Here is a 21,697-nt window from a genome sequence, read left to right as displayed (position 1 = left end):
TGGGTTCCGGGTTCCTTTCCCAACCATCCAGACCTTTGGAACTTTTCGGGCAGCGGGATCCCGGCGTCGGCCTCCCGCGCATCCCGGCGCGGGGCCTCCGGGCCGGGATCAGTCGAGATAGCCGCGCAACTGGTCCGCGAACGCGTGGTCGCGCAGCTTGTTGAGGGTCTTGGACTCGATCTGGCGGATGCGTTCGCGGGTCACACCGAAGATCCGGCCGATCTCCTCCAGGGTGCGCGGCCTGCCGTCGACCAGCCCGTACCGCAGCTGGACCACCTTGCGTTCGCGCTCGCCGAGGGTGGAGAGGACCGCCTCCAGATGCTCCCTCAGCAGCAGGAAGGCCGCGGACTCGACGGGGGAGGCCGCGTCGCCGTCCTCTATGAGGTCCCCGAGCGCGACATCGTCCTCCTCCCCGACCGGGGCGTGCAGCGACACCGGCTCCTGCGCGAGCCGCAGGACCTCGCTGACCCGCTCCGGGGGCAGATCGAGCTGCGCGGCGACGTCGTCGGCGGTCGGTTCGTACCCGCGCTCCTGGAGCATCCTGCGCTGCACCCGTACGACCCGGTTGATCAGCTCGACGACATGGACGGGGACACGGATCGTGCGTGCCTGGTCCGCGAGGGCGCGGGACATGGCCTGGCGGATCCACCAGGTCGCGTACGTCGAGAACTTGTAGCCGCGCGCGTAGTCGAACTTCTCGACCGCCCTGATCAGGCCGAGATTGCCCTCCTGTACGAGGTCCAGCATCGTCAGTCCGCGGCCGACATAGCGCTTGGCGACGGAGACGACGAGCCGGAGATTGGCCTCGATCAGCCGGCGCTTGGCCATCCGCCCCAGAACGACGAGCCGGTCGAGGTCGACGGCGAGCTGCGAGTTGTTGATGTCGGGGGTGCTGCCGAGTTTCTCCTCGGCGAAGAGCCCCGCTTCGACCCGGCGCGCCAGTTCCACTTCCTCGACGGCCGTGAGCAGAGGGATTCTGCCGATCTCGCGCAGATACTGGCGGAAGAGATCGGACGACGGCCCGCCGCCCTCGCCGCGGGCGGCGGGCGGGGGTTCCGGTGGATCCACCGCGTCCTCGACGAGATTCTCCGGCGCCGTCACGGGCGGGGGGTCCGGGGCGGCCCGGGGCGGACGCTCGGGGACGGCTTCGGGGTGGTGGGACGGCATGCTCTGCGCGGGGACGCCCGCCGCGGTCTCCGGGGCCGCGACGCCCGCCGGCGCCTCCGGCTCGTGCGCCGCACCGGCGGTGACCGGGGGTTCCGTCAGGGTCTCGGACAGGGTCTGGGTCTGCACGGGGGCGACCTCCAGGGTGATCGCTGCCGGTTCGGGGGCATGCGGCAGCGGGACGGAGGCGGCCGGGCCGCTGTCCGTCCCGTACACGATGAACGGATCCGCGGGGATAAGAGGACCACTGTGGGTGGACCGGCCGCGCTCCGAGGACTCAGGCACCGCCCCCAGTGTGGGGTACGACACATCCTCACCACGAGGGGCGTGCGGGGATTTTCTGAGTCCGGTCCGTAACCGGCTGGTTACCCTCGCGCAGATGTACGCGTCGGCCGGGATTCCTCCTGCCGGAGTGGTCCCGGACGGAACTCCTGGCGCCGGGGCCCGCCCCGAGCAGCGGGCCCGGGACGGCGATACGCCCGGGAACGGGGGCACTTGAGCGAGGACAGGCGTACGTGTCCGGGATGCCGTCCTCGGTGGGGGCGGCCGAGGTCGTCTGTGCGGGTCGGGCGGTGGCCGGGGCCCGGGGCTCGTGGTGGCAGGGCGCACGGGCTGGTACGCGCGGGCGGGGTGGCCGGGGCCCGGGCGTGGTGGCGGGGGCGCGGCTTGGTGGACGCGGGCGGGCGCGGGTGGCCCGGGTGTGGTGGCCGGATACTCGGCCCGGTCGGAGCGGTCGCCTTGGTGCCCCGCGACTCCACCCTGTCGACCGGCCACTCCGCCCTGCCGACCGGTCCGGCCGCTCGGCCCGGTGGGCCCGCGGTGCGGGCGTGTGTCCGCCCTGAGGATGAGAGCGCAGGTCAGAGGGCGTTCGCGCCGTGGTTCCGCAGGGACTGGGCGTACTGCTGGAGCACCCACAGCTCGTTCTGTACGGCCGTGTGCTGCTCGGGGCCGGCATGCGGGCCGAGGCGGGAGAGGGCGCCCTGGACCTCGGCGATCCGCCGGTCGACGGCACGCAGTCTGACCTGGACGAGCTGCACGCCCGCATAGCCGTCGTCGACGGTCTTCGCATGGACGGCCTCGACGGCCAGCTCGGTGACCAGGGCGCGCACGGTGTCGTTCGGCGCCGCGTCCCGTACCCGGGCGAGATAGCCGGAGGTGTCCACCATGCCCTGCTCCGCTCCGCCCGCGTCGGCGACGGTCTGGCGGACCGCCGCGTACGGGGGCGCGGTGAACTCGTCCACGCCGTACGCGTCGAAGGCCGGGGAGACCAGTTCGGGGTGCTGGAGGGCGAGCTTCAGCAGTTCGCGCTCCGTACGGTGGGCGGGGCTGCGGAGATTGAGCGCGGGCCCGGCGGCTCCCGTCGGCGCCTCGGGCGCCGCCGGCTGCTGCCGTTGTCCGTTCGTACGGGACGGGGGGGCGGCCGGGCCCCGGCCGCCGCGGTCCCGGGCCCAGCGGGCGAGCTGGGCGACCCGCTTGACCACGAACTGGGTGTCGAGGATGCCGACGATGCCCGCGAGCTGCACGGCCGACTCGTGCTGGATCGCGATGTTCTTGATGCCCGCGACGATGGGGGCGGCCTCGTCCAGGGCCGCGGCCCGGCCGGCCGGTGTCTCCAGATTGTGGCGCGCGACGAGCTGGCGGATGGCGAACTCGAACAGCGGTGTACGCGTCTCGACCAGCTTCTGGACGGCGTCGTCCCCCTCGGCGAGCCGCAGGTCACAGGGGTCCATACCGCCGGGGGTGATCGCGATGGAGGTCTCGGCGGCGAACTTCTGGTCGTCCTCGAAGGCCCGCAGGGCGGCCTTCTGTCCGGCGGCGTCGCCGTCGAAGGTGAAGATCACCTCGGCGGTGGCATTGTCCATCAGCAGGCGCCGGAGGATCTTGATGTGGTCGCCGCCGAAGGCCGTGCCGCAGGTGGCGATCGCGGTGGTGACGCCCGCGAGATGGCAGGCCATCACATCCGTGTAGCCCTCGACGACCACGGCCCGGCTGGACTTGGCGATCTCCTTCTTGGCCAGGTCGATGCCGTACAGCACCTGGGACTTCTTGTAGATGCCGGTCTCGGGCGTGTTGAGGTACTTGGGTCCGTTGTCGCTCTCGTAGAGCTTGCGGGCGCCGAATCCGACGACATCGCCGGAGATGTCCCGGATCGGCCACATCAGCCGGCCGCGGAAGCGGTCGATGGGACCCCGCCGGCCGTCCTGGGAGAGGCCGGAGAGGATCAGCTCCTTGTCGCTGAAGCCCTTGCCGCGCAGAAAACGGGTGAGGTGGTCCCAGCCCTGAGGGCTGTAGCCGACGCTGAAGTGCTGGGCGGCGGCCTGGTCGAAGCCGCGCTCGGCGAGGAACGCACGGCCCGTCTCCGCCTCGGCCGCCGTCGCCAGCTGCTCGATGTAGTACTGCGCCGCGATCTTGTGCGCCTCCACCAGGCGGATGCGCTCGCCCCGCTGATGGCTGGGGTTGTACCCGCCCTCCTCGTATCTCAGGGTGATGCCGGCGGTGGCGGCGAGGCGCTCGACCGTCTCGGAGAAGGTGAGATGGTCGATCTTCATGACGAAGGCGATCGTGTCACCGCCTTCCTGGCAGCCGAAGCAGTGGAAGAGTCCCTTGCTCGGGCTGACCTGGAAGGAAGGCGACTTCTCGTCGTGGAAGGGGCAGAGCCCCTTCAGATTGCCGCCGCCCGCGTTGCGCAGCTGGAGGTACTCGGACACGACGGCGTCGATCGGGACCGCGTCCCGGACCGCCTTGATGTCGTCATCGTTGATCCTGCCTGCCACGCGTGAAGTCTACGGTCACACGGTGACACCCGGGCCTGCCCCTGGATGACCTTCCGCGGGGGCGCCCGCGGGGACGCCGGTCACCCGGTGAGGGCCGTCAGCGGGACGGAGGGATCGCAGAGCGTGTCGGGGTCCACGGCCGCGTCCGCGCGGATCAGCGCCTGGATGGGCTCGGTCACGTCCCACACATTGACGTTCATGCCCGCGAGGACCCGGCGGTCCTTGAGCCAGAAGGCGATGAACTCCCGCTTGCCCACATCCCCGCGCAGCACCACCTGGTCGTACGAGCCGGCGGGCGCCCAGCCCGAGTACTCCAGGCCCAGGTCGTACTGGTCGGAGAAGAAGTACGGGACACGGTCGTACGAGACGTCCTGGCCGAGCATGGACCGCGCGGCGGCCGGGCCGCCGTTCAGGGCGTTCGCCCAGTGCTCGACCCGGAGCCGGGAACCGATCAGGGGGTGGAGGGCCGCGGCCACGTCGCCGGCGGCGTAGATATCGGGGTCGGAGGTGCGCAGGGCGGCGTCGACGGCAATCCCGCCGCCGTGGGCGCGGTCGGTGAGCGCGAGACCGGCCGCTTCGGCGAGCGCGGTGCGCGGGGCGGCGCCGATCGCGGCGAGGACGTCGTGGGCGGGGTGCTCCTCGCCGTCGTCGGTGCGGACCGCGAGCACCATGCCGTCCTGGCCGGTGATCTCGGTCAGCCTGGCGCCGAAGTGGAAGCGGACTCCGTGGTCGCGGTGGAGTTCGGTGAAGATCTGTCCCAGCTCGGGGCCGATGACCTGGTGGAGCGGGGTGGCCTCGGGCTCGACCACGGTGACCTCGGCGCCGTAGCCGCGGGCGGCGGCGGCGACCTCCAGACCGATCCAGCCCGCGCCCGCGATGACCAGCTGGCCGTTCTCCCGGCCGAGGGTGCCGAGCACCCGGCGCAGCCGGTCGGCGTGGGCGAGGCGGCGGAGATGGTGGACCCCGGCGAGTTCGGTGCCCGGAATGTCCAGTCGGCGGGGTTCCGCGCCGGTGGCCAGCAGCAGCTTGTCGTAGTGCAGAACCGTACCGTCGCCGAGCAGCACCGACTTCCCGTCGCGGTCGACGGAGACGACGGTCTGGCCGAGGTGGAGTTCGACGTCGGCCTGTGCGTACCAGGCGGGTTCATGGACGAAGACGCTGTCCCGGGCCTCCTTCCCGGCGAGGTAGCCCTTGGAGAGCGGCGGGCGTTCGTAGGGGTGGTCGCGTTCGTCGCCGATGAGGATCACTCGCCCGGTGAATCCCTCGGCACGGAGGGTCTCGGCGGCCTTGGCCCCGGCCAGACCACCGCCGACGATGACGAATGTCCGATGTCCGTCGACCACTTGATGCCTCCTCTTTGCTTGTGCGTTGACTCTGTGGTTCCACGCTGCGCAGCCTCCAGCGAGCGTCCCGCACGGAGCGTGATGGCGGAAGAGGGAGTGCGTCCGGGCGTGTCCCCGCCCGCGCGCTCTCCGGCTGTCCCGGTGGCTCAGCGACGGGCCGTGAGCTGGGCGTGCAGGGTGCGGGCGGAGGCATCGGTGAGCGAGGCGAGCTGATCCACAATCACCCGACCGCGCGCCCGGTCGTCCTCCGCCGCGTCGAACAGGGCCCGGAACTGCGGGTCGAGGCTGTCGGGCGCGCGGAGCGTCAGCGCCTCCGCCAGCTCCGCCAGGACGATGCGCTGGTCGGCTCTGAGGGCCTCCTGCTCGGCACGCTGCATCACATACCGGGCGGCGACGGCCTTGAGCACCGCGCACTCGTTCCTCGCCGCGCGGGGCACGACCAGCTCGGCCGCGTACCGGGTGAGCCGTCCGGTGCCGTACGCCTGGCGGGTCGCGCCCTCGGCCGCGAGGCAGAAGCGGCCGATGAGCTGGCTGGTGGCGTCCTTGAGCCGGGCCTGCGCCACGGCCGAACCGTCGTAGTGATGGGGCCACCACTCCTGGTCGACGAGGCGGTCCAGGGCCTGGGACAGCTCCTCGGGATCGGTGTCCGCCGGTACGAAACGGCCGATCGCGAGCTGCCACATATCGGCGCGCTCGGGCTCTGCGAGCAGCAGATTGGGGTCGATGTGACCGGCATGCAGACCGTCCTCGAAGTCGTGCACCGAGTAGGCGACGTCGTCGGACCAGTCCATGACCTGGGCCTCGAAGCATCTGCGGTACTCGGGTGCGCCCTCACGGACCCAGTCGAAGACGGGCAGGTCGTCCTCGTACACGCCGAACTTCACGGAACGGGGGTCGGCGGGGTGACCGCCGCGCGCCCAGGGGTACTTGGTGGCCGCGTCGAGTGCGGCCCGGGTGAGATTGAGTCCGACGCTGGTGAGGGAGCCGTCGCCGGTGCGGATGAACCGCTTGGGCTCGATCCGGGTGAGCAGGCGCAGCGACTGGGCGTTGCCCTCGAAGCCTCCGCAGTCCTTGGCGAAGTCGTTGAGCACCACCTCGCCGTTGTGGCCGAAGGGCGGGTGGCCCAGGTCGTGGGCGAGGCAGGCGGCTTCGACGAGGTCGGGGTCGCAGCCGAGGGCAGCGCCGAGCTCGCGCCCGACCTGGGCGCACTCCAGCGAGTGCGTGAGCCGGGTGCGCGGGCTGGCGTCCCAGGCCTGGTTGCGCGTGCCGGGGGTGACGACCTGGGTCTTGCCCGCGAGGCGGCGCAGCGCGGAGGAGTGCAGCACCCGGGCGCGGTCGCGCTGGAAGGCGGTGCGGCCGGGCCGCTTGTCGGGCTCGGGGGCCCAGCGGGCGGTGGCCGGTTCGTCGTACAGGTCGTCGTACGCATGGTGGTGGTGGCCCCTGGTGCCGGGCCCGGTCGGAGTGATGCCGGTGGTGCCTTCCATGCACCGAAGGTAACCGGATGCCGTGGCGGACGGGCAGCCTGTGGATAACTCGGGGGCAGCGCTGTGGCCGGAAAGGTCTGCCGGTGGCCCGCGGCGTCACAGCACTAGTTCCCGCCGCCCGGCGGCGGGGGCGCGGGCCGGCCGGGCCGCGGGTCCGCGGGGGCCGGACGCCTGCGCGTTCCGTCCCGTCGGACGCTGCTGAGCTGGGTGCCGAGCTGGGCCGTGATCCGGCTGAGCAGCTGGGCGGTCGTATCGAGGGGCGGGGACTCACGAAGGTGCTCCGGCTCCGTCATGAACAGATCGTGCCCTGGCCGAATTGCCACAGGGTTGCCTACTCATGACAAGAGTTGTCCACAGGCTCGACGGCGTGTGAGCGGGCTGTCGGACCCCTCACCTAGTGTGATCGACATCAGATCCGAAGCGTCGGGAGGGGCGGTCTTGCCATGGGCTGGATCGAGACAGAGGCCGGTGGATACACCGTAGCGCTGGACGGCACGGACGTGCTGTGCAGGAATGCGGCGGGGCGACAGCTCAAGCAGGTGCCGCCCAAGCTCAGGGACGACGTCGCCGTGGTGCGGCTGCGGCAGTTGGCCGAGTGGCTGGAGCGGCACGAGCGGGAGTGCGGGGAGCAGGCGGACACCTGGCTGGTGCGTTCGCTGCCCGTCCCGGTGGCGCTGCTGGCCCGGGTGTGGCCGGACGCGGCCTGGCAGTCGGCGCTGCGCGATCTGGTGGTCGCGCCCGTGGGTGCGGACGGCGGGGCCGATATGTCGCGGGCCGGTTTTCTGCGCGACGCGGATGGGGAGAAGGGCGCGGGGATCGTCGACCTGGACGGCGACTCGGTGCGCCTGGAGTGCGAGAGCGTGCTGATCCCGCACCCGGTGCTCCTCGAAGACCTGGACGATCTGCGGGAGTTCGCGGTCGAGCTGGGTGTGGAGCAGAAGGTGGAGCAGCTGTTCCGTGAGGTGTGGCGGCGCCCCGCCGAGACCTCCGGCACGGAGTGGAAGGCGTACGCCGACGGGAGGTTCCAGCAGTTGCGGCACGCCACGGCGCGTGCGGTGTCGCTGGGCTACCGCGTGCGCGGCGGGCAGGCGCTGTGCCCGCTGGTGGAGGACGGCCGCGCCCTGGAGGCGGCGTACTGGCTGGGGGCCGACTATCCGGACGCCGAGGCGCTGACGGGCTCCCTGGAGTGGCGGGGCAGGGACGGCCGCAGGCTGCCGCTCGACGAGGTGGGGCCGGTCGCCTGGTCGGAGGGCGAGCGGATGGCCGCTCTGGTGTACGCGGGCCGGGTGGCCGTGGACGACGAGGACGCGCTCCGGTGACCGGGGCACGGGATGGACGGAACCCCGGCGAAGAGACGGGGCGAACCACTGTGGGGGGATCCATGGACAGGCTGCTGGAAGCCGGGGCGGTGCTCCCGCTCGGCGCGGGCGAGGAAGTGAAGGACGCCGAAGACGCGGGCGGTGCCGGTACGGGCGGCCGCGCGAGCGGCGGCCGGGCCGGGAAGCGGGGCGCCGCCGGGGGCACGGGGGCCGGGGACGCGGGCCCGGGTGACCGGCTGACGGCGCGGACGTACGGGCACCCCGCGCTCGGCGGACGCACGGTGGTGCGGCTGGTGCCCGAGGCCATCGGGCCCGCCGAGGACCTGGCGCTGGAGTATCTGGGCTTCGGGTCCGGGGGCGCGGTGCCGGTGGGGCGGGTGAAGCGGCAGTCGCTCGGCTTCCCGGCCTGGGCACTGGTCAACGACCCGGAGCACGGCCATCACGCGCTGGCGGTCGTCAAGGAGATGGAGCGGCTGACCCGGCTGGTGTCCACCAAGCCCGGGCTGGCGAAGGAGGGCTTCGACGAGATCGGCGACCGGCTCGACCGCTCCGTACCGCAGTTCCTGCCGACGTACTACGAACAGGTGGCGCGGCTCTTCCTCGCCGTCGAGTCGCAGCAGCAGGCGTCCGTGTTCTTCGGCAAGGCGCGGGCGGCCGAGCAGCGGCACGCGCTGCCGGTGGACGAGGAGCGGCTGCGGGAGGTGTTCCTGGAGTTCGCGGGGGCGGGCGCGCTCAGCGGCAAGGCCCTGCGGGAGCACGCCAAGGGGCTGAGTCAACGGCTCGGCCCGGACCGGGCGTACGCGGAGTTCCGTGTCGTCACCTCGCAGCGGTGCTCGGCGGGGCTCACCCCGTACGCGGGCATGCTGGAGGACCTGCGGCGCCTCGCCAGGGCCGCGGGGCTGGACGCCGCCGCCGAGGAGCGGGAGCTGATCGGGGAGATCATCCCGACGGGGGTGATGAGCCGGGCGTCGGGGAGCTTCTGGAAGTCCGCGCTGACCGCGCTGACCCAGGTGGCCGCCGAGGACCGTGGTGTACGGGAGAGGCTGCTGGCGCTGCTGCCGTCGGCGGGTGGCGACAGCCCCGAGGAGTTCGACGGCTCCTGGCTCGCGCTGCTCGACAAGTGCGGGGCCATCGAACTGCTGCTGGACGGGAGCGTTCCGGCCGCCGGCTGGCTGTCGGGGTGGTGCCTGCACCGGCAGCGCGGCTGGCGCTCCACCAAGCGGCTCCCGGCCGAACTGGCACTGGTGGAGCGGCTGGCGGACCGCCTGATCGAGGACGGCACCCCGGTGACCCTGGTGCGCTCGGGCCGGCGAGACAGCGTCGATCTCGATGTGCTGGACCTCTGTCTGGCGCTCGGAATCCCGGTGGGGACGCCCGCGGACGATGTCACGGCGCTGGATCTGACGGGCTGGCTGCAGAGCCCTCAGGAGGGCCGCAGGGATCTGGCGGCGCTGGCCGCGGACCCCCGGTTCGCGCGGGTGCTGCGCGCCGGGGTGGAGGGCCTCGCACAGGGCGGTGACGCGCAGTCCCGGCTCACCTGGATCGCGGAGCATCCCGCGCTGCGCACCGCGCTGGTGGGCTGGCTCTCCGACCGCGCCGACGACCTCACCGGGCCGATGGCGCTCCCGGGAGTCGACCGGCTGCTGCGGAGGCTGCTGGTGGCCGGGTTCCCCCCGGTGCTGGCGGCCGCGCCGGAAGCCCTGGGCCGTATCGCCTCGTTCTCCCCCGCCCCGGCGCTCGCGCACACCCTGCGCGCGGGTGTCCTGGACGAGCTGGGCTGGTCCGCGCTGGAGGAGGGCCTCAGGGGACTGGGCGAACCCGACCGCAAGGCCGCTGTCCAGATCAACCGCCACGGCGAAACCGGCTGGTACCGCCTGTCGGACGCCTGGCCGGGGCTGATCGTCCGGCTGGGGATGCAAGCAGTCGTCACCGGCCCCGACGGGGTGCTGGACCGGCTGACGATCTCCCTGCCCGCTCAGAAGAAGCAGACCTGGGACACCCCGCACGTCCGGTACGTCGGCGGGCAGTGGCTGACCGTGAGCGGAGTCGGTGACGACCGGCGGGCCCGCTGGTCGGGCCGCGCGGCCGATGTCTTCCAGCCCGACGGCACGCCTCCGGAGAACTGGGTCTCCCACCAGACTCCCTCCCTGCAACTGCCCGACGGCGGCCGCACCTTCGGCGGACGGCCGGTGCGCGCCGGTGACACGTCGTTCGCCGAGGAGTGGCGGGCGGTCGCCTCGGACGGGATCTCGGTCTGGGTGCTCCACGAGGGCGCCTGGTGGGACTACGACCCGGGGTCCGCCCGCCGGGGCCGGATCTCGGTGCCCTCCTTCTTCGACTCGGCGCTCGCCGAGGGCGGCGGCACCCTGCTGGAGGGGTACTGCCGCATGCTGCCCGTACAACCGGGGCTGGAGTCCTCGCCGTTCGGCAGCAAGGACGGTCTGCTCGGCTGGTGGGTGCGATTCGATCCGGGGACGCACACCCTCACCGCCTGTTCGGTCGACGGCAGCCGCAGCCCGGCGATCCCCGTTTCGGTGAATGCCGATCCGCGGTATCTGTCGGGCGGGATTCCGATGCCGCCGATGCGGCTGCCCGGCGGTGCCGTTCTGCACCCCCGCGAGACGCGCGGCTACGAGGCGAAGATCGAGTTCCATGACGCCGACGGGATGCTCCTGTCCTCCGTCACCGAGGGCGGGCTCGGCGGGGCGTACGCGGCAGGCACCCCCCTCGTACCGCCCGTGGGGTACTGGCACGCGCTGCGCCCGCGTGACGAGGAGGGCTCCGCGGCGCTGCGCGAGGTGACCACCGAGGACGCCCAGGCCCTGGTCACCGCGGTCGTCGAGGGCGCGAAGCCGGAGGACGCCGTACGGAACCTGCTGCCCGCGATCACCCACCCGGGGCTGCTGGCGGGGGTCGCCGGGCTCGTCGGCGAGGCCGCGCACCAGGCCGGGCGGGTCGCCAGGCTCGCCAAGTGGGCGGAGGAGGGACGGCTGGCTCCGACCTCGCGCGCCGCGGACCGGGTGGTCCTTCACGCGCACGACGGACTGCTGCGGAACGCGCTGTCCGGGCTCACCGAGCGGCGCCCCCGCGGCGGCTACTCCTGGGAGCAGCACGCCGCCACCGCCATGGGCCAGCTCTATGCGCTCCGTGACGTCCTCGCCCCGGACGCCGACGCCTCCAAGTCCGACCTGTCGGCCACCGGGATCGCCTGGACGGCCCTGCCCGGCGCGGGCATCGCGGCGACCGCCGTCCGTGCGGCATCGCCCGTCGTGGAGGAGGCCGAGCGGAAGGCACTGCTGGAGTTCCTGGACCTGGCGCTCACCGTGCGGGCGGACGGCGAGGCGATTCTCGCGGACCCCCGCGGACGGCTGCGCACCGTGCATCTGAAGTCGCGGAAAATGGGCCAGTTCCTCAGCATGCTCGGGGAGGTCCTCCACTCGGGCGCGCGGCGCCTGCTGTTCACGGGCTACCGGTACGGCGGGGACAACCACGCGCACTGGGACTGCGTCGAGTACGACCCGACGGGGACCTTCGGCGCCTGGAAGGGCCTGGTGGAGGTGGAGTCCGAAGTGCTGGGCTCCCCCGACGACCCGGTCCGCGCCGATGCCGTACGCCGGTTGGCCGACGCCGTCCGGGAGCGCGGGCCGATGCCGTACCGGCCGGAGCAGGCCGGGGAGTTCGCCGGGGCGGCCGGTGTGAGCGGCGCGGTCGCCGCGCTGCTCCAGCTCGGGCTCTTCGGTGTCGACGGCCTCGGCCGGGATGATCTGCTTCCTGCGGAGTACCTTGCTCCGCTGGGGCTCGGGACGCCCGACGCCAAGGCCGGGCGCGGGCTCCTCCGGGAGCTGTCCGGTGCCGAGCGCCGGCACTATGTCGGCCTGCTGCTGCCCGGCCCGGAGCGGGTCGACGGCCTGTGGGCCGACGGGTTCGACCTGGAACCCCTGGTCGGGGCCTGGGTGGCGGCCCGTGGGAAGCGGCGTGTCGCGCCGTCATGGCTGGTCACCCGCGCGATCGCCGACCGGGTTCCGGAGGTGCGGCTCGACAAGGCCCTCAACCCCGAGGCGCAGCCCGAACTGACGGGTCGTACCACACAGCGGCTCGACGGGGACGACGACCTGGTACCGGCGGAGCGGGAGAAGCTGCTCTCCGGCTCGGACATCGACGCGTATGCCGGCACGCTGCGCTGGCTCGCCTACCGGCTGCCGTTCGGGGACCCCCTGCGAGCGACCCTGCCCGTCACTCTGCGAGCCCTGCGCGAGCGGCTCGCCGACCCCGAGCTGCTGGTCAACCTCGGTGTGGACTGGGACGAGACGGGCAAGGGGACCTCGGTCCGGCTCCGGGAGGCCTCCGGACTGGCCCGGCGCGGCAAGGCCTCGGAGGGGATCGTCGAGCTGTCGGACGGCCTGGTGCTGACGCCGATGCGCTACTCGTCCGAGGGGGACTCGGTGTGGGTGCGTACCTCGGCCGTGGTGGCGGGCGACGGTGCGGGACCCGATCACCCCGCGCTGAAGCTCCTGGTCGCGGTGGCGGGTGAGAAGCCGTATCTGAAGGAGTTGCGGACGCTGCTGAGCGCGGAGTTCGAGGCCCTGGTGAGCGCCGACGGCCCGCCCGGAGCGGCGCAGTCCCCGGCGCACAGCGTCCCCGGGCTGGTCACCGGGGTACAGGAGCGGTTCGGCCTCGGGGAGGACGCGGCGTGCCTGTATCTGATGCTGCTGGCGCTGCCCGATCCGACCGACAGGAACCAGGCGGAGTGGACCGGCTGGAAGCCCGCCCGGCTGAAGAAGGCGCGCGCCGAACTGGCGGCCACGGACCTGGTGGTGGAGGCGAAGCGGTCGCGGGCGGGACGTTCGCTGTTCCTGCCCGGCGGCTGGCTGGACGCCAAGGCCCCCAGGCTGCCCGTGGAGAGCTGGAAGACCTCACTGCTGCCCTGGAGCATGTACGGCTTCGTGGTGCCGGACCGGCCGGTGCCCGAGTTGTTCGCGGCGGCCTGGCGGCGGGTGACGGACGGCGACGCGCCGGGGTTCGAGGAGTTCAAGGGGCGTGGCGGCCGTAACGCCAGAGGAGGTTCGCGATGAGCGACGAGATGCCGGGGACGGATGTGCCGCGTGCGGTACGTCAGGTGGAGCTGCCGGAGGACCGGTACCGGGAGGAGCTGGAGTTCCTCGCCGCCCATGACACGGGGCCGAGGCCGCCGGGCTGGCGGATGACACCGCGCTCGGTGGTGCGGTTCGTCTGCGGCTCGGGCGACGAGCCGCAGAAGGCGGCGGACGGACGGCACATGGTGGTGTCACGGAAGTTCGTGGGCGACCGGGCGCTCGTCGAGCGCTGTGTGGTGACCCTGGCGGGCGAGCGCGGGCTGCTGCTCGTCGGCGAGCCCGGCACCGCCAAGTCGATGCTGTCGGAGCTGCTGTCCGCCGCGGTGTGCGGCTCCAGCACCCTCACCGTGCAGGGCACCGCGGGCACCACCGAGGACCAGCTCCGCTACGGCTGGAACTACGCGATGCTCCTCGCCAAGGGCCCGAGCAGGGAAGCCCTGGTGCCGTCGCCGGTCCTGACCGCGATGACCCGTGGCGCGGTCGCCCGGGTCGAGGAGGTTACCCGCTGTCTGCCCGAGGTGCAGGACGCGCTGGTGTCGCTGCTCTCCGAGCGCCGGATTTCGGTGCCCGAACTGGCGGGCGACGACGGTGCGGAGGGGACCGTGCACGCAGTGCCCGGCTTCACGCTGATCGCCACGGCCAATCTCCGGGACAAGGGCGTGTCGGAGATGTCCGCCGCGCTGAAACGGCGGTTCAACTTCGAGGAGGTCGGGCCGATCGGGGATCTCGACGCCGAGACGGCGCTGGTACGGGGCCAGGCCACGGCGGCACTGGCCCGGTCGGGGGCCGCGTTCGGGGTGGACGACGCGGTGCTGGAGGCGCTGGTGACGGCGTTCCGGGATCTGCGTTCGGGCCGCAGCGCCGAGGGCTGGGAGATCGAGCGGCCCTCGACGGTGATGTCCACGGCCGAAGCGGTCCATGTCGCCACGTCGATGGGGATCGGCGCGGCCTATCTGGGCGACGGCCGCGATGTCGTACGCACCCTGCCGGGGCATCTGCTGGGCACGGTCCGCAAGGACGACCCGTCCGACCACGCCCGGCTCCTCGGGTACTGGGACGGCCCGGTCCGCCGCCGGGCCGAGAGCGGCGCGCCGCTGTGGCGGACGCTGTGGGAGCTCCGCGATGAACTCGCCTGACGCGCCGGGGACTCCGTTCCCCGCGGGCGGGCAGCCCGAGGAGGCGCTGTCCTCGCTCGCCGGGTGCCGTGACCCGTATCTGATCGGGGTCAGGCATCACTCCCCCGCGCTGGCCGCGGCGGTTCCGGCGCTGCTGGACGCGGCGGCTCCGGAGGTGCTGTTCATCGAACTGCCCGAGGAGTTCGCGCCGTGGCTCGGGCATCTGTCCGACCCGGCGACCGTGCCGCCGGTCGCGCTGGCGGGCAGTGGGGACGCCCTGGTGTTCCTGCCGTTCGCCGAGTTCTCGCCGGAGCTGGCCGCGCTCCGGTGGGCGCGGGAGGCGGGGGTCGAGGTCGTCCCCTTCGATCTGCCGCTGGCCGCCCGGTCACGCAGGGAGCCCGAGGAGCCGGTGCCGGGCTCCTCCCCCGGGGCGGCCGGGCCCGAGGTGCCCGGACCCGGCGCGGACAGGGCCCCGGCGGGCGGCCCGGAGCACGGCATGTCCGCAGCGCCCGAGGATGGCGGGACCGATGCGGGCCCTGAGGGCGCGGCCCGCACCGCTCCGGTCTCCGGGGCCACCCCCGCCGGGGCGCTCACGGCGGCCCTGCGGGCGCGGGCGGGGGGCCGTCCCGGTGACGATCTGTGGGACCGGCTCGTCGAGGCGGCCGCCCCCGGCTGTGAGCCGGAGGCCCTGCGCCGGGCCGCCCTGCTGGTCGGCTGGGCCCTGCGCGCCGACGCGGGCGCGGTGGACCCGTACGACCTGCGGCGCGAGGCCAATATGCGGCGGCGGCTGGCGGAGCGCGGGGAGCGGCGTGCGGCGGCGGTGATCGGCGCGTTCCACGCACCCGCGCTCAGAGGAGTCCCCGCCGGGGGCGGCGGCCCCGGGTACACGGCGGCCGACCGGCCGGAGCAGGCGAGAGGCACCGCCCGGGGGCCGGCGGAGGGGTCCGGTCCGGGGAAGCGCGCCGCGGAACACACGGAGATCGTCACCTCGCTGGTGCCGTACTCGTATCCGCTGCTCGACGAGCGTTCCGGATACCCGGCCGGGATCCGGGATCCCGAGTGGCAGCACGGCGTCCTGCGGGCGGCGGGCGACCCCCGGCTGCTGGACGAGCTGCTGACCACCACGGCCGTACGGATCTGTGCGGCCGTCCGGGAGGCCGGGCATCCGAGCGGCCCCGCCGACGCGCGGGAAGTCGTACGGATGGCACGCGATCTGGCCACCCTGCGCGGGCTGCCCGCCGCGGGCCGCGGCGAACTGGCCGAGGCGGCCCAGACCGTGCTCACACAGGGGCGGCTGCTGGGGCGCGGCCGGGTCGTGGCCACGGCCATGGAGCAGGTCCTCGTCGGCGGACGGCAGGGCAGGCTGGCGCCGGGGACACCGCGTTCGGGGCTCGGGCCCGCGGTCGAGGCGGAGCTCGCCGGTCTGAAGCTGCCCGGGCCCGGGGAGCCCGGGTCCCGGGAGCTGCGACTGGACGTGCTGCGCACCGACCTCGACCGGCGCCGTGAGATCTGTCTGCGGCGGCTCGCCGTGTGCCGCGTTCCGTACGGGCAGGAGTCCGAGGTCGCGGGAGTCGGCGACGCGGCGGCGCTCACCACCCGCTGGGCCGTGGCCTGGTCCCCGTCGACGGCCGCGATGCTCGATGTGGCCGGACTCCACGGAGTGACCCTGGAGCAGGCGGCGTCCGGAGTCCTGCGCCGCCGGCGCGCGGAGGAGCAGCGGCAGGGCGGGCCGACGGCGGCGGAGGCCGTCGACGGCCTCGCGGAGGCGGTCCGCTGCGCCCTGCCGGAACTCGCCGCCCAACGGCTGGGTGAACTGGCCGAGCTGCTGCCGGCGACGGGCACCCTGCCCGAACTGCTCTCGGGCATGGCCCTGCTGGACCGCATCAGGTCCGGGCATGTGCCGGGGCTCGACGCCGGGTGGCAGCGGCCGGCGGTTGACGCCGCGTACGAGGAGCTGACCACGGCGGGGGTGCGCTCCCTCGACGGCCTCGCGGGCTCCACCGATCCGTCCGACGCCCGGGCCCTCGTCTCGCTCGCGGGGCGCGCATCGGAGATCGGCGGCGGACTGCGCCTTGCGGACGCGCTGGCCCGGCTGGAGACGGACGCGACGCCTTTGATCCAGGGGGCGGCGGGGGCCGCGCGGGTGCTGCTGGGGCAGCGGGATCCGGGCGGGTTCGGCGCGGGCCTGGCGTCGCGCGCGGATGCCGCCCACACCTCCGAACTACGGGGCAGGCTGGCCGAGTTCCTGCGGGGCACGCTGCTCGCGGCGGGCCCTCTGCTGGAGACCGGCCGGGCGCTGGATCCCCTGCTGGAGAGGGTGGAGGCGCTGACGGACCGGAGGTTCCTGGACCGGCTGCCGGCGCTGCGGGCGGGCTTCGACACGCTGTCTCCGGCGGCCCGTTCCCGTCTGCTGTCCGTGGTCGAGGACCGTACGGGTACGGCGGCGGGCACCCTCTCCGGCCCGGTGACGGACCCCGGCACGCTGGGTCTGCTGGCGCTGGCCGACCTGGCGGGCAGGGAGGCTCTGGCGGCGAGGGCGCTGGGCCCGGGCGAGGAGGGTGTGACGGCGCCCCCGGGTTCCGGTTCCCGCGCCGGTGCTGCCGCCGCTGCCGCCGCTGCCGGGGACACGCCCGGCATGGACGGCCGCCCGGCGGCGGAGGCGGGCGCCGGCACGGGAGCGCGGATACCGGACCCCGTGGTGTCAGGGCCCGGTTCCTGGGCAGCGGCACCGGATGCCGGGGCATCGGGGCCGGGGGCGGGACCCGGTTCCGGGCCGGGATCCGGCTCCTGGCCGCGATCCGCTTCCGGGCCGGGACCCCGGGTGGTGCTGTCCAGGGGTGCGGGGCCTGGGAATTCGGAGTCCGGGAATTCGGAGTCCGGGAATTCGGCGAGCGTGGTCACGTCGTCGGGTTCCGGGGAAGCCGGGGCCGAGGAGGGCGGGTCCGGGAGGGCCGGGGCGGCAGGGACCGGCTCCGTGGGAGCGGGTGCCGAGAGGACCGGTTCCCTGAGCGTCGGCTCCGTGGCGTCGCCTCCGGACAGCGCTACCGGTCCGGACAGCGGCATCAGTTCGTACGGCGCCACCGGCTCGTACAGCGGCACCGGCCCGGACAGCGGCACGAGTTCGGGCGGGTTCGGTCCGGACGGCGAGACTGGTTCGGGCGGGACCGCCGTCCCCGGTGCGGAAGGCGGGGGCATCGCGCTCACGCCCGGCGAGCGGTGGCGGCTGCTGCTGGGCCGGGGCCGGGAGTTGAGCGGAGGGGCCCGCCGGTACGCCACCGCGCTGGACGAGTTGTACGGCCGGGGGCGCGGTGAGGGCTCCCGTGGTGACGAGGGGTACGGCGGGAGCGGCTCCGGCGGGGGCGACCAGCCCTCGTATCCGGGTGTGCGGGCCTGGTCGGAGGAGCTGGCCGCGCTCTTCGGACCCGGTGTGCGGGAGGAGGTACTGGCATCCGCCGCGGACGCGGGCCGGGTCGACGCCGCGTTCGAGCTGGATCCCTCGGCGGCCCGGCCGTCGGTCGAACTGCTGCGGACGGTTCTCTCGTACGCGGGCGGACTTCCCGAGCAGCAGCTCGCCCGGCTCAGACCACTGGTGGCGCGGCTGGTACGGGAGCTGACGGAGGCACTGGCCAACCGGCTGCGGCCCGCGCTCACCGGACTGACCCACCCCAGGCCCACCCGCCGGCCCGGCGGCCCGCTGGATCTCCCGCGTACCCTGCGGGCGAATCTGACGACCGCCCGCAGGGACCCGGACACCGGTGCGGTGAGCGTGCTGCCGGAGCGGCCCGTGTTCCGTACCCGCGCCCGCAGGTCGACGGACTGGCGGCTGGTGCTGGTGGTGGACGTCTCCGGTTCGATGGAGGCGTCGACGATCTGGTCCGCGCTGACGGCGTCCGTCCTCGCCGGAGTCCCGGCTCTCAGCACACATTTCGTGGCCTTCTCCACCGAGGTCCTCGACCTCACGGACCAGGTCGACGATCCGCTGGGCCTGCTGCTGGAGGTCCGGGTCGGCGGGGGCACCAACATCGCCCGCGGGTTGCGGTACGCGCGCGATCTCGTCACCGTGCCGTCCCGCACGCTGACCGTCCTGATCAGCGACTTCGAGGAGGGCGGGCCGGTCGGCCCGTTGCTCTCCGAGGTGCGGACCCTGGTCGACGCGGGCTGCCATGTCCTCGGCTGCGCCTCCCTCGACAACGAGGGCCTGCCCAGATACTCGACCGCCGTGGCGGGCCGCCTGGTCGCCGCGGGAATGCCGGTCGCCGCACTCAGCCCTCTGGAGCTGGCCCGCTGGGTCGGCGAGCGCGTAGGAGGTACGCAGCGATGACGACACCGTCGACGCCCCTTCCCCCGGTGGCCGCCGATGTCGCGGCCGGGGCCCTCGATCTGCTGCCCGCGCGACTGCGCAAGCGGGTGGACGGCGCGCTCGCGAAGGTGCCCGGCTGGCCCGTCGAGGCGACGCCGGACGGCGTACGGATCGGGGTGGACGGCGAGACCGCCGTGACCCTGAGGGTCACCGGCGGAATCGTGGCCCGTGCGGACGACGCGGTGTGCGACTGTCTGCTCGCCCCGGCCTGTCTGCACCGTGCGGCCGTCCTGTCGAGCGCTCCTCTGGCCGAAGAGGCCCCCGGCGTAACGGGACTACCGGAAGCACCGGAGGCGGAGCGCCACGGCGCCCCGGGTGCGGCCGGCCCCGATGAGCCAGCGCCCGAGTCCCCGGCCGGCCCGGGGCCCGCGCCCGGGACGGCCCCCGCGCCGAGCCCGGCTCGGGCTCCCGCCGCCGGTCCGACCGAGGCCGCCGGTCCGACCGAGGCCACCGGTTCGGCCCAGGCCGCAGGGCCCGCCCGCGCCACGGGTCCGGGTTCCCGTCCCGGGGCCGCGGTCGCGCTGTCACCGGCCCAGGTCACCGCCGTCGCCGCGCTCCGTACCGCCGCGACGGCCGTACTGGTCACGGGGGTCACCGGGGCCGGGGCGGTTCACCGGGCCGAGTTGCTGCACGCGGCGCACTCGGGCCGGCTGGCGGGGCTGCATCTGCCCGCCGCGGCCGCGGTGCGGATCGTACGGCTGCTGGGAGAGGCGCGTTCGGAGGATCCCTCGTTCCGGTTGTCCGCGCTCTCGGGCGAGCTGGCCGAGCTGCTGGACCTGCTGCGCAGCCCCGCCGACGCGGTGACGCCCGCCCGGCGCTCCTACGAGCCCGCGAAACCCCTGCGGCTGTACGGGCTGTTCACCGAACCGGTCGTCACCGCCTCCGGCTACGCGGGCGCGACGGCGTACGGCTGTGCGTCCGACGGCACGCTCTACACGGTCTCCGATGTGGCACCCGGTGAACCGGCCCGTGCGCTCCAGGCGGCCGGTGCGCCCCTCCCGGGCGGCTGTGCGCTGCCACTGCGCGCCTGGGGTGACGGCGGCGGGGTGATGCTGACGAACCCGACGCTCTCGCCGGACGGCCGTATCGGCGGCGGCTCCCGGGTGCGGTCCGTGAAGGCGGCGGGAGCCCGCTGGCACGAGCCGCCGCTCGACGCCCTCTGGCAACGGCGCCCGGCGGATCAGCTCGCGGGCGCGCTGGACTGGCTGGCGCGGTCCCCCGAGACCCGTACCGCGGGCGGCGATCTCCTCTTTCTGACGGGGACGGTCACCTCGGAGGGCTTCCGGGTGACGCACGGCCCGCTGGTGCGGCTGCTGGCCCCCGACGAGCGTCCGGAGCTGCCGTACGGGGAGAATCTGCGGCTGATCGCCTCACGGCCGGGGCTCCGGCTGCGGCTGATCGGACGGGTGGTGGGTGACCGTCCGGGCGGTGTGCAGGCGCTGGCGGCGGCATGGGAGGGGCACGGCGGTGAGCCGGTGCGGATGGATCTGGGACTGCGCAGGCTGAACCGTTCCCACATACCCGAGCCTTTGCCGGCCGCCGTGGGAGCCACGGAACCCGGGGGTCTCCCCGCCCCGCCGCCCGCACTGCCCATGGAGTTGGATCTCCTCCGTCGCACGGTCGATCGCGCGGTCGCCGGAGGGCGCGCGGTCATCGCGGCCTCGGCCGATGGTGAACTGCCGCGCCGGTTGCGGGAGGTGGGGCTGACGACGGGGGCCCGGTGTGCGCGTTCCCTGGCCGAGACGGCGGCCGACCGCCGTCATGACGGCCTCGGCAGGCTGCTGCCGGCCGACCCGGACGCCTTCGCCACGGCCTGGCTGGCGGCGGCCGTGTACACCTCGGCAGCGGCGCGTTCGCTGCTGCCCGCGGCCTGGTCGGCGCCCGCTCCCCCGGCCCACGTCCCCTCACCGCGGTGAACCGATCGGCCGTGGCGGGCGTCTGACCAGGTATGAAGCGACCACGACTGAGGCTACGGCGGCAGCGTGCGGGGCAACTGGAGCCGCCGCGGCCGCCCCGTCCGAGCCGGTCCGGCCGGCTGCGGCTGCCCCGGACCCGGCGCGGGCAGCGGCTGATCGCCCAGGCCGTGATGGTCGGGACGGTGGTCGCTCTCGCCCCCGCGACCTGGATGCACACGACCGCGGACGGCCGCGTCCGGGCGGCCTCCGAGGTCCCGGCGCAGGACGTCGCCATGGTCTTCGGCGCCGGTCTGTGGAACGGCAGGCCCACGAGGTATCTCGCGCACCGGCTGGACACGGCGGCCGAGCTGTACCGGGCGGGCAAGGTCAAGGTCGTGCTGGTCACCGGGGACAACAGCAGGGCGGAGTACGACGAGCCGGACGCGATGCGCACCTATCTCACCGAGCGCGGGGTGCCGGACGGCCGGATCGTCAGCGACTACGCGGGGTTCGACACCTGGGACTCCTGTGTGCGGGCGAAGAAGATCTTCGGTGTCGATCGCGCGGTACTGGTGACGCAGGGCTTCCATATCCGGCGGGCCCTCGCGCTGTGTGATTCGGCGGGGATCGAGTCGTACGGAGTCGGGGTCGAGGAGCCCCGTGACGCCAACACCTGGTACTACGGCGCGCGGGAGATGGTCGCGGCGGGCAAGGCGGCGCTGGACGCGGCGTTCAAACCGGATCCGACGTTCCTCGGGGACCAGGAGAAGGGTGTCCAGGAGGCGCTGGCCTCCGCCGACGGCTGAGGGCCGGGCCACGGTCCCCGGGAGCCGCCCCACCGGCCACGGATCCATGACGGCGAGCGCCGGGCCGTATCGGCAGACGGGCAGAACCCGGCGGCGGACGGGCAGAACCCGGCGGCGGACGCCGGGCCATGGCGGCGGCGGGCTGCGGACACCGTTTCCCGGGCAGGACCGGGGGGCCACCCGGGCAGGGCCGGTAGCCCACAGCCCGCGCTTTCACAGGCCGCCGCCCTGTCATAGGTCACCGCCGGCGGCGACCGCTCGTGTCACCGATAGGACGCACGGACGCGCAACACACGCCGGACACGCGGGTGCACGCTCGCGTCACCACCCCCGGCGCGCGACAG

General features: G+C 74.0%; 11 protein-coding genes. 6 read left to right on the top strand and 5 right to left on the bottom strand.

Annotated elements, in window-relative coordinates:
* Window positions 1-108 precede the first annotated feature (108 nt).
* From ACIBCM_RS00490 to ACIBCM_RS00470, 5 genes are all read right to left on the bottom strand, one after another.
* Window positions 109-1,449: a sigma-70 family RNA polymerase sigma factor gene (locus ACIBCM_RS00490; RefSeq protein WP_399238544.1), complete on the bottom strand. Its 1,341-nt coding sequence runs from the start codon at window positions 1,447-1,449 to the stop codon at window positions 109-111.
* A gap of 572 nt (window positions 1,450-2,021) precedes the next feature.
* Window positions 2,022-3,938 carry a DNA primase gene (gene dnaG / locus ACIBCM_RS00485; RefSeq protein WP_399238542.1) on the bottom strand — a complete coding sequence of 639 codons (1,917 nt, stop codon included), beginning with the start codon at window positions 3,936-3,938 and terminating at the stop codon, window positions 2,022-2,024.
* An 80-nt stretch (window positions 3,939-4,018) separates the two neighbouring features.
* Window positions 4,019-5,281, bottom strand: coding sequence for an NAD(P)/FAD-dependent oxidoreductase (locus ACIBCM_RS00480; RefSeq protein WP_399238539.1), 1,263 nt, complete (start codon window positions 5,279-5,281; stop codon window positions 4,019-4,021).
* A 146-nt stretch (window positions 5,282-5,427) separates the two neighbouring features.
* Window positions 5,428-6,765, bottom strand: a complete 1,338-nt coding sequence (locus ACIBCM_RS00475) for a deoxyguanosinetriphosphate triphosphohydrolase (protein ID WP_399238537.1) — start codon at window positions 6,763-6,765, stop codon at window positions 5,428-5,430.
* 104 nt (window positions 6,766-6,869) lie between these two features.
* Entirely contained in the window at window positions 6,870-7,058 is a 189-nt protein-coding gene (locus ACIBCM_RS00470; protein WP_399238534.1) for a hypothetical protein, read from the bottom strand.
* 150 nt (window positions 7,059-7,208) lie between these two features.
* Here ACIBCM_RS00470 and ACIBCM_RS00465 point away from each other — a divergent pair, with 150 nt between their 5' ends.
* The 6 genes from ACIBCM_RS00465 to ACIBCM_RS00440 all read left to right on the top strand — a co-directional run bounded on the left by ACIBCM_RS00465 (window position 7,209) and on the right by ACIBCM_RS00440 (window position 21,353).
* Window positions 7,209-8,084 carry a DUF4132 domain-containing protein gene (locus tag ACIBCM_RS00465; RefSeq protein WP_399238532.1) on the top strand — a complete coding sequence of 292 codons (876 nt, stop codon included), beginning with the start codon at window positions 7,209-7,211 and terminating at the stop codon, window positions 8,082-8,084.
* A 62-nt stretch (window positions 8,085-8,146) separates the two neighbouring features.
* Window positions 8,147-13,156, top strand: coding sequence for a hypothetical protein (locus ACIBCM_RS00460; RefSeq protein ID WP_399238530.1), 5,010 nt, complete (start codon window positions 8,147-8,149; stop codon window positions 13,154-13,156).
* The gene (locus ACIBCM_RS00455) at window positions 13,153-14,313 is read left to right on the top strand and encodes an AAA family ATPase (RefSeq protein WP_399238528.1); all 1,161 of its coding nucleotides are present in this window, start codon (window positions 13,153-13,155) and stop codon (window positions 14,311-14,313) included. Before ACIBCM_RS00460 ends, ACIBCM_RS00455 begins: the two co-directional genes overlap by 4 nt.
* The gene (locus ACIBCM_RS00450) at window positions 14,300-18,613 is read left to right on the top strand and encodes a DUF5682 family protein (RefSeq protein WP_399238526.1); all 4,314 of its coding nucleotides are present in this window, start codon (window positions 14,300-14,302) and stop codon (window positions 18,611-18,613) included. The genes ACIBCM_RS00455 and ACIBCM_RS00450 overlap by 14 nt, the downstream gene beginning before the upstream one ends.
* A complete protein-coding gene (locus ACIBCM_RS00445; protein ID WP_399238524.1) occupies window positions 18,610-20,568 on the top strand; it encodes a hypothetical protein in 1,959 nt (652 codons plus the stop codon). Before ACIBCM_RS00450 ends, ACIBCM_RS00445 begins: the two co-directional genes overlap by 4 nt.
* Window positions 20,569-20,600: 32 nt before the next feature.
* A complete protein-coding gene (locus ACIBCM_RS00440) occupies window positions 20,601-21,353 on the top strand; it encodes a vancomycin high temperature exclusion protein (protein ID WP_399238522.1) in 753 nt (250 codons plus the stop codon).
* Window positions 21,354-21,697: the final 344 nt, after the last annotated feature.

The organism is Streptomyces sp. NPDC051018, assembly GCF_044456085.1.
In the GTDB taxonomy this organism is placed as follows: Bacteria; Actinomycetota; Actinomycetes; order Streptomycetales; family Streptomycetaceae; genus Streptomyces.
The sequence above is the reverse complement of the archived record's forward strand: the minus strand, read 5'-3'. Positions and strand labels throughout refer to the sequence as shown.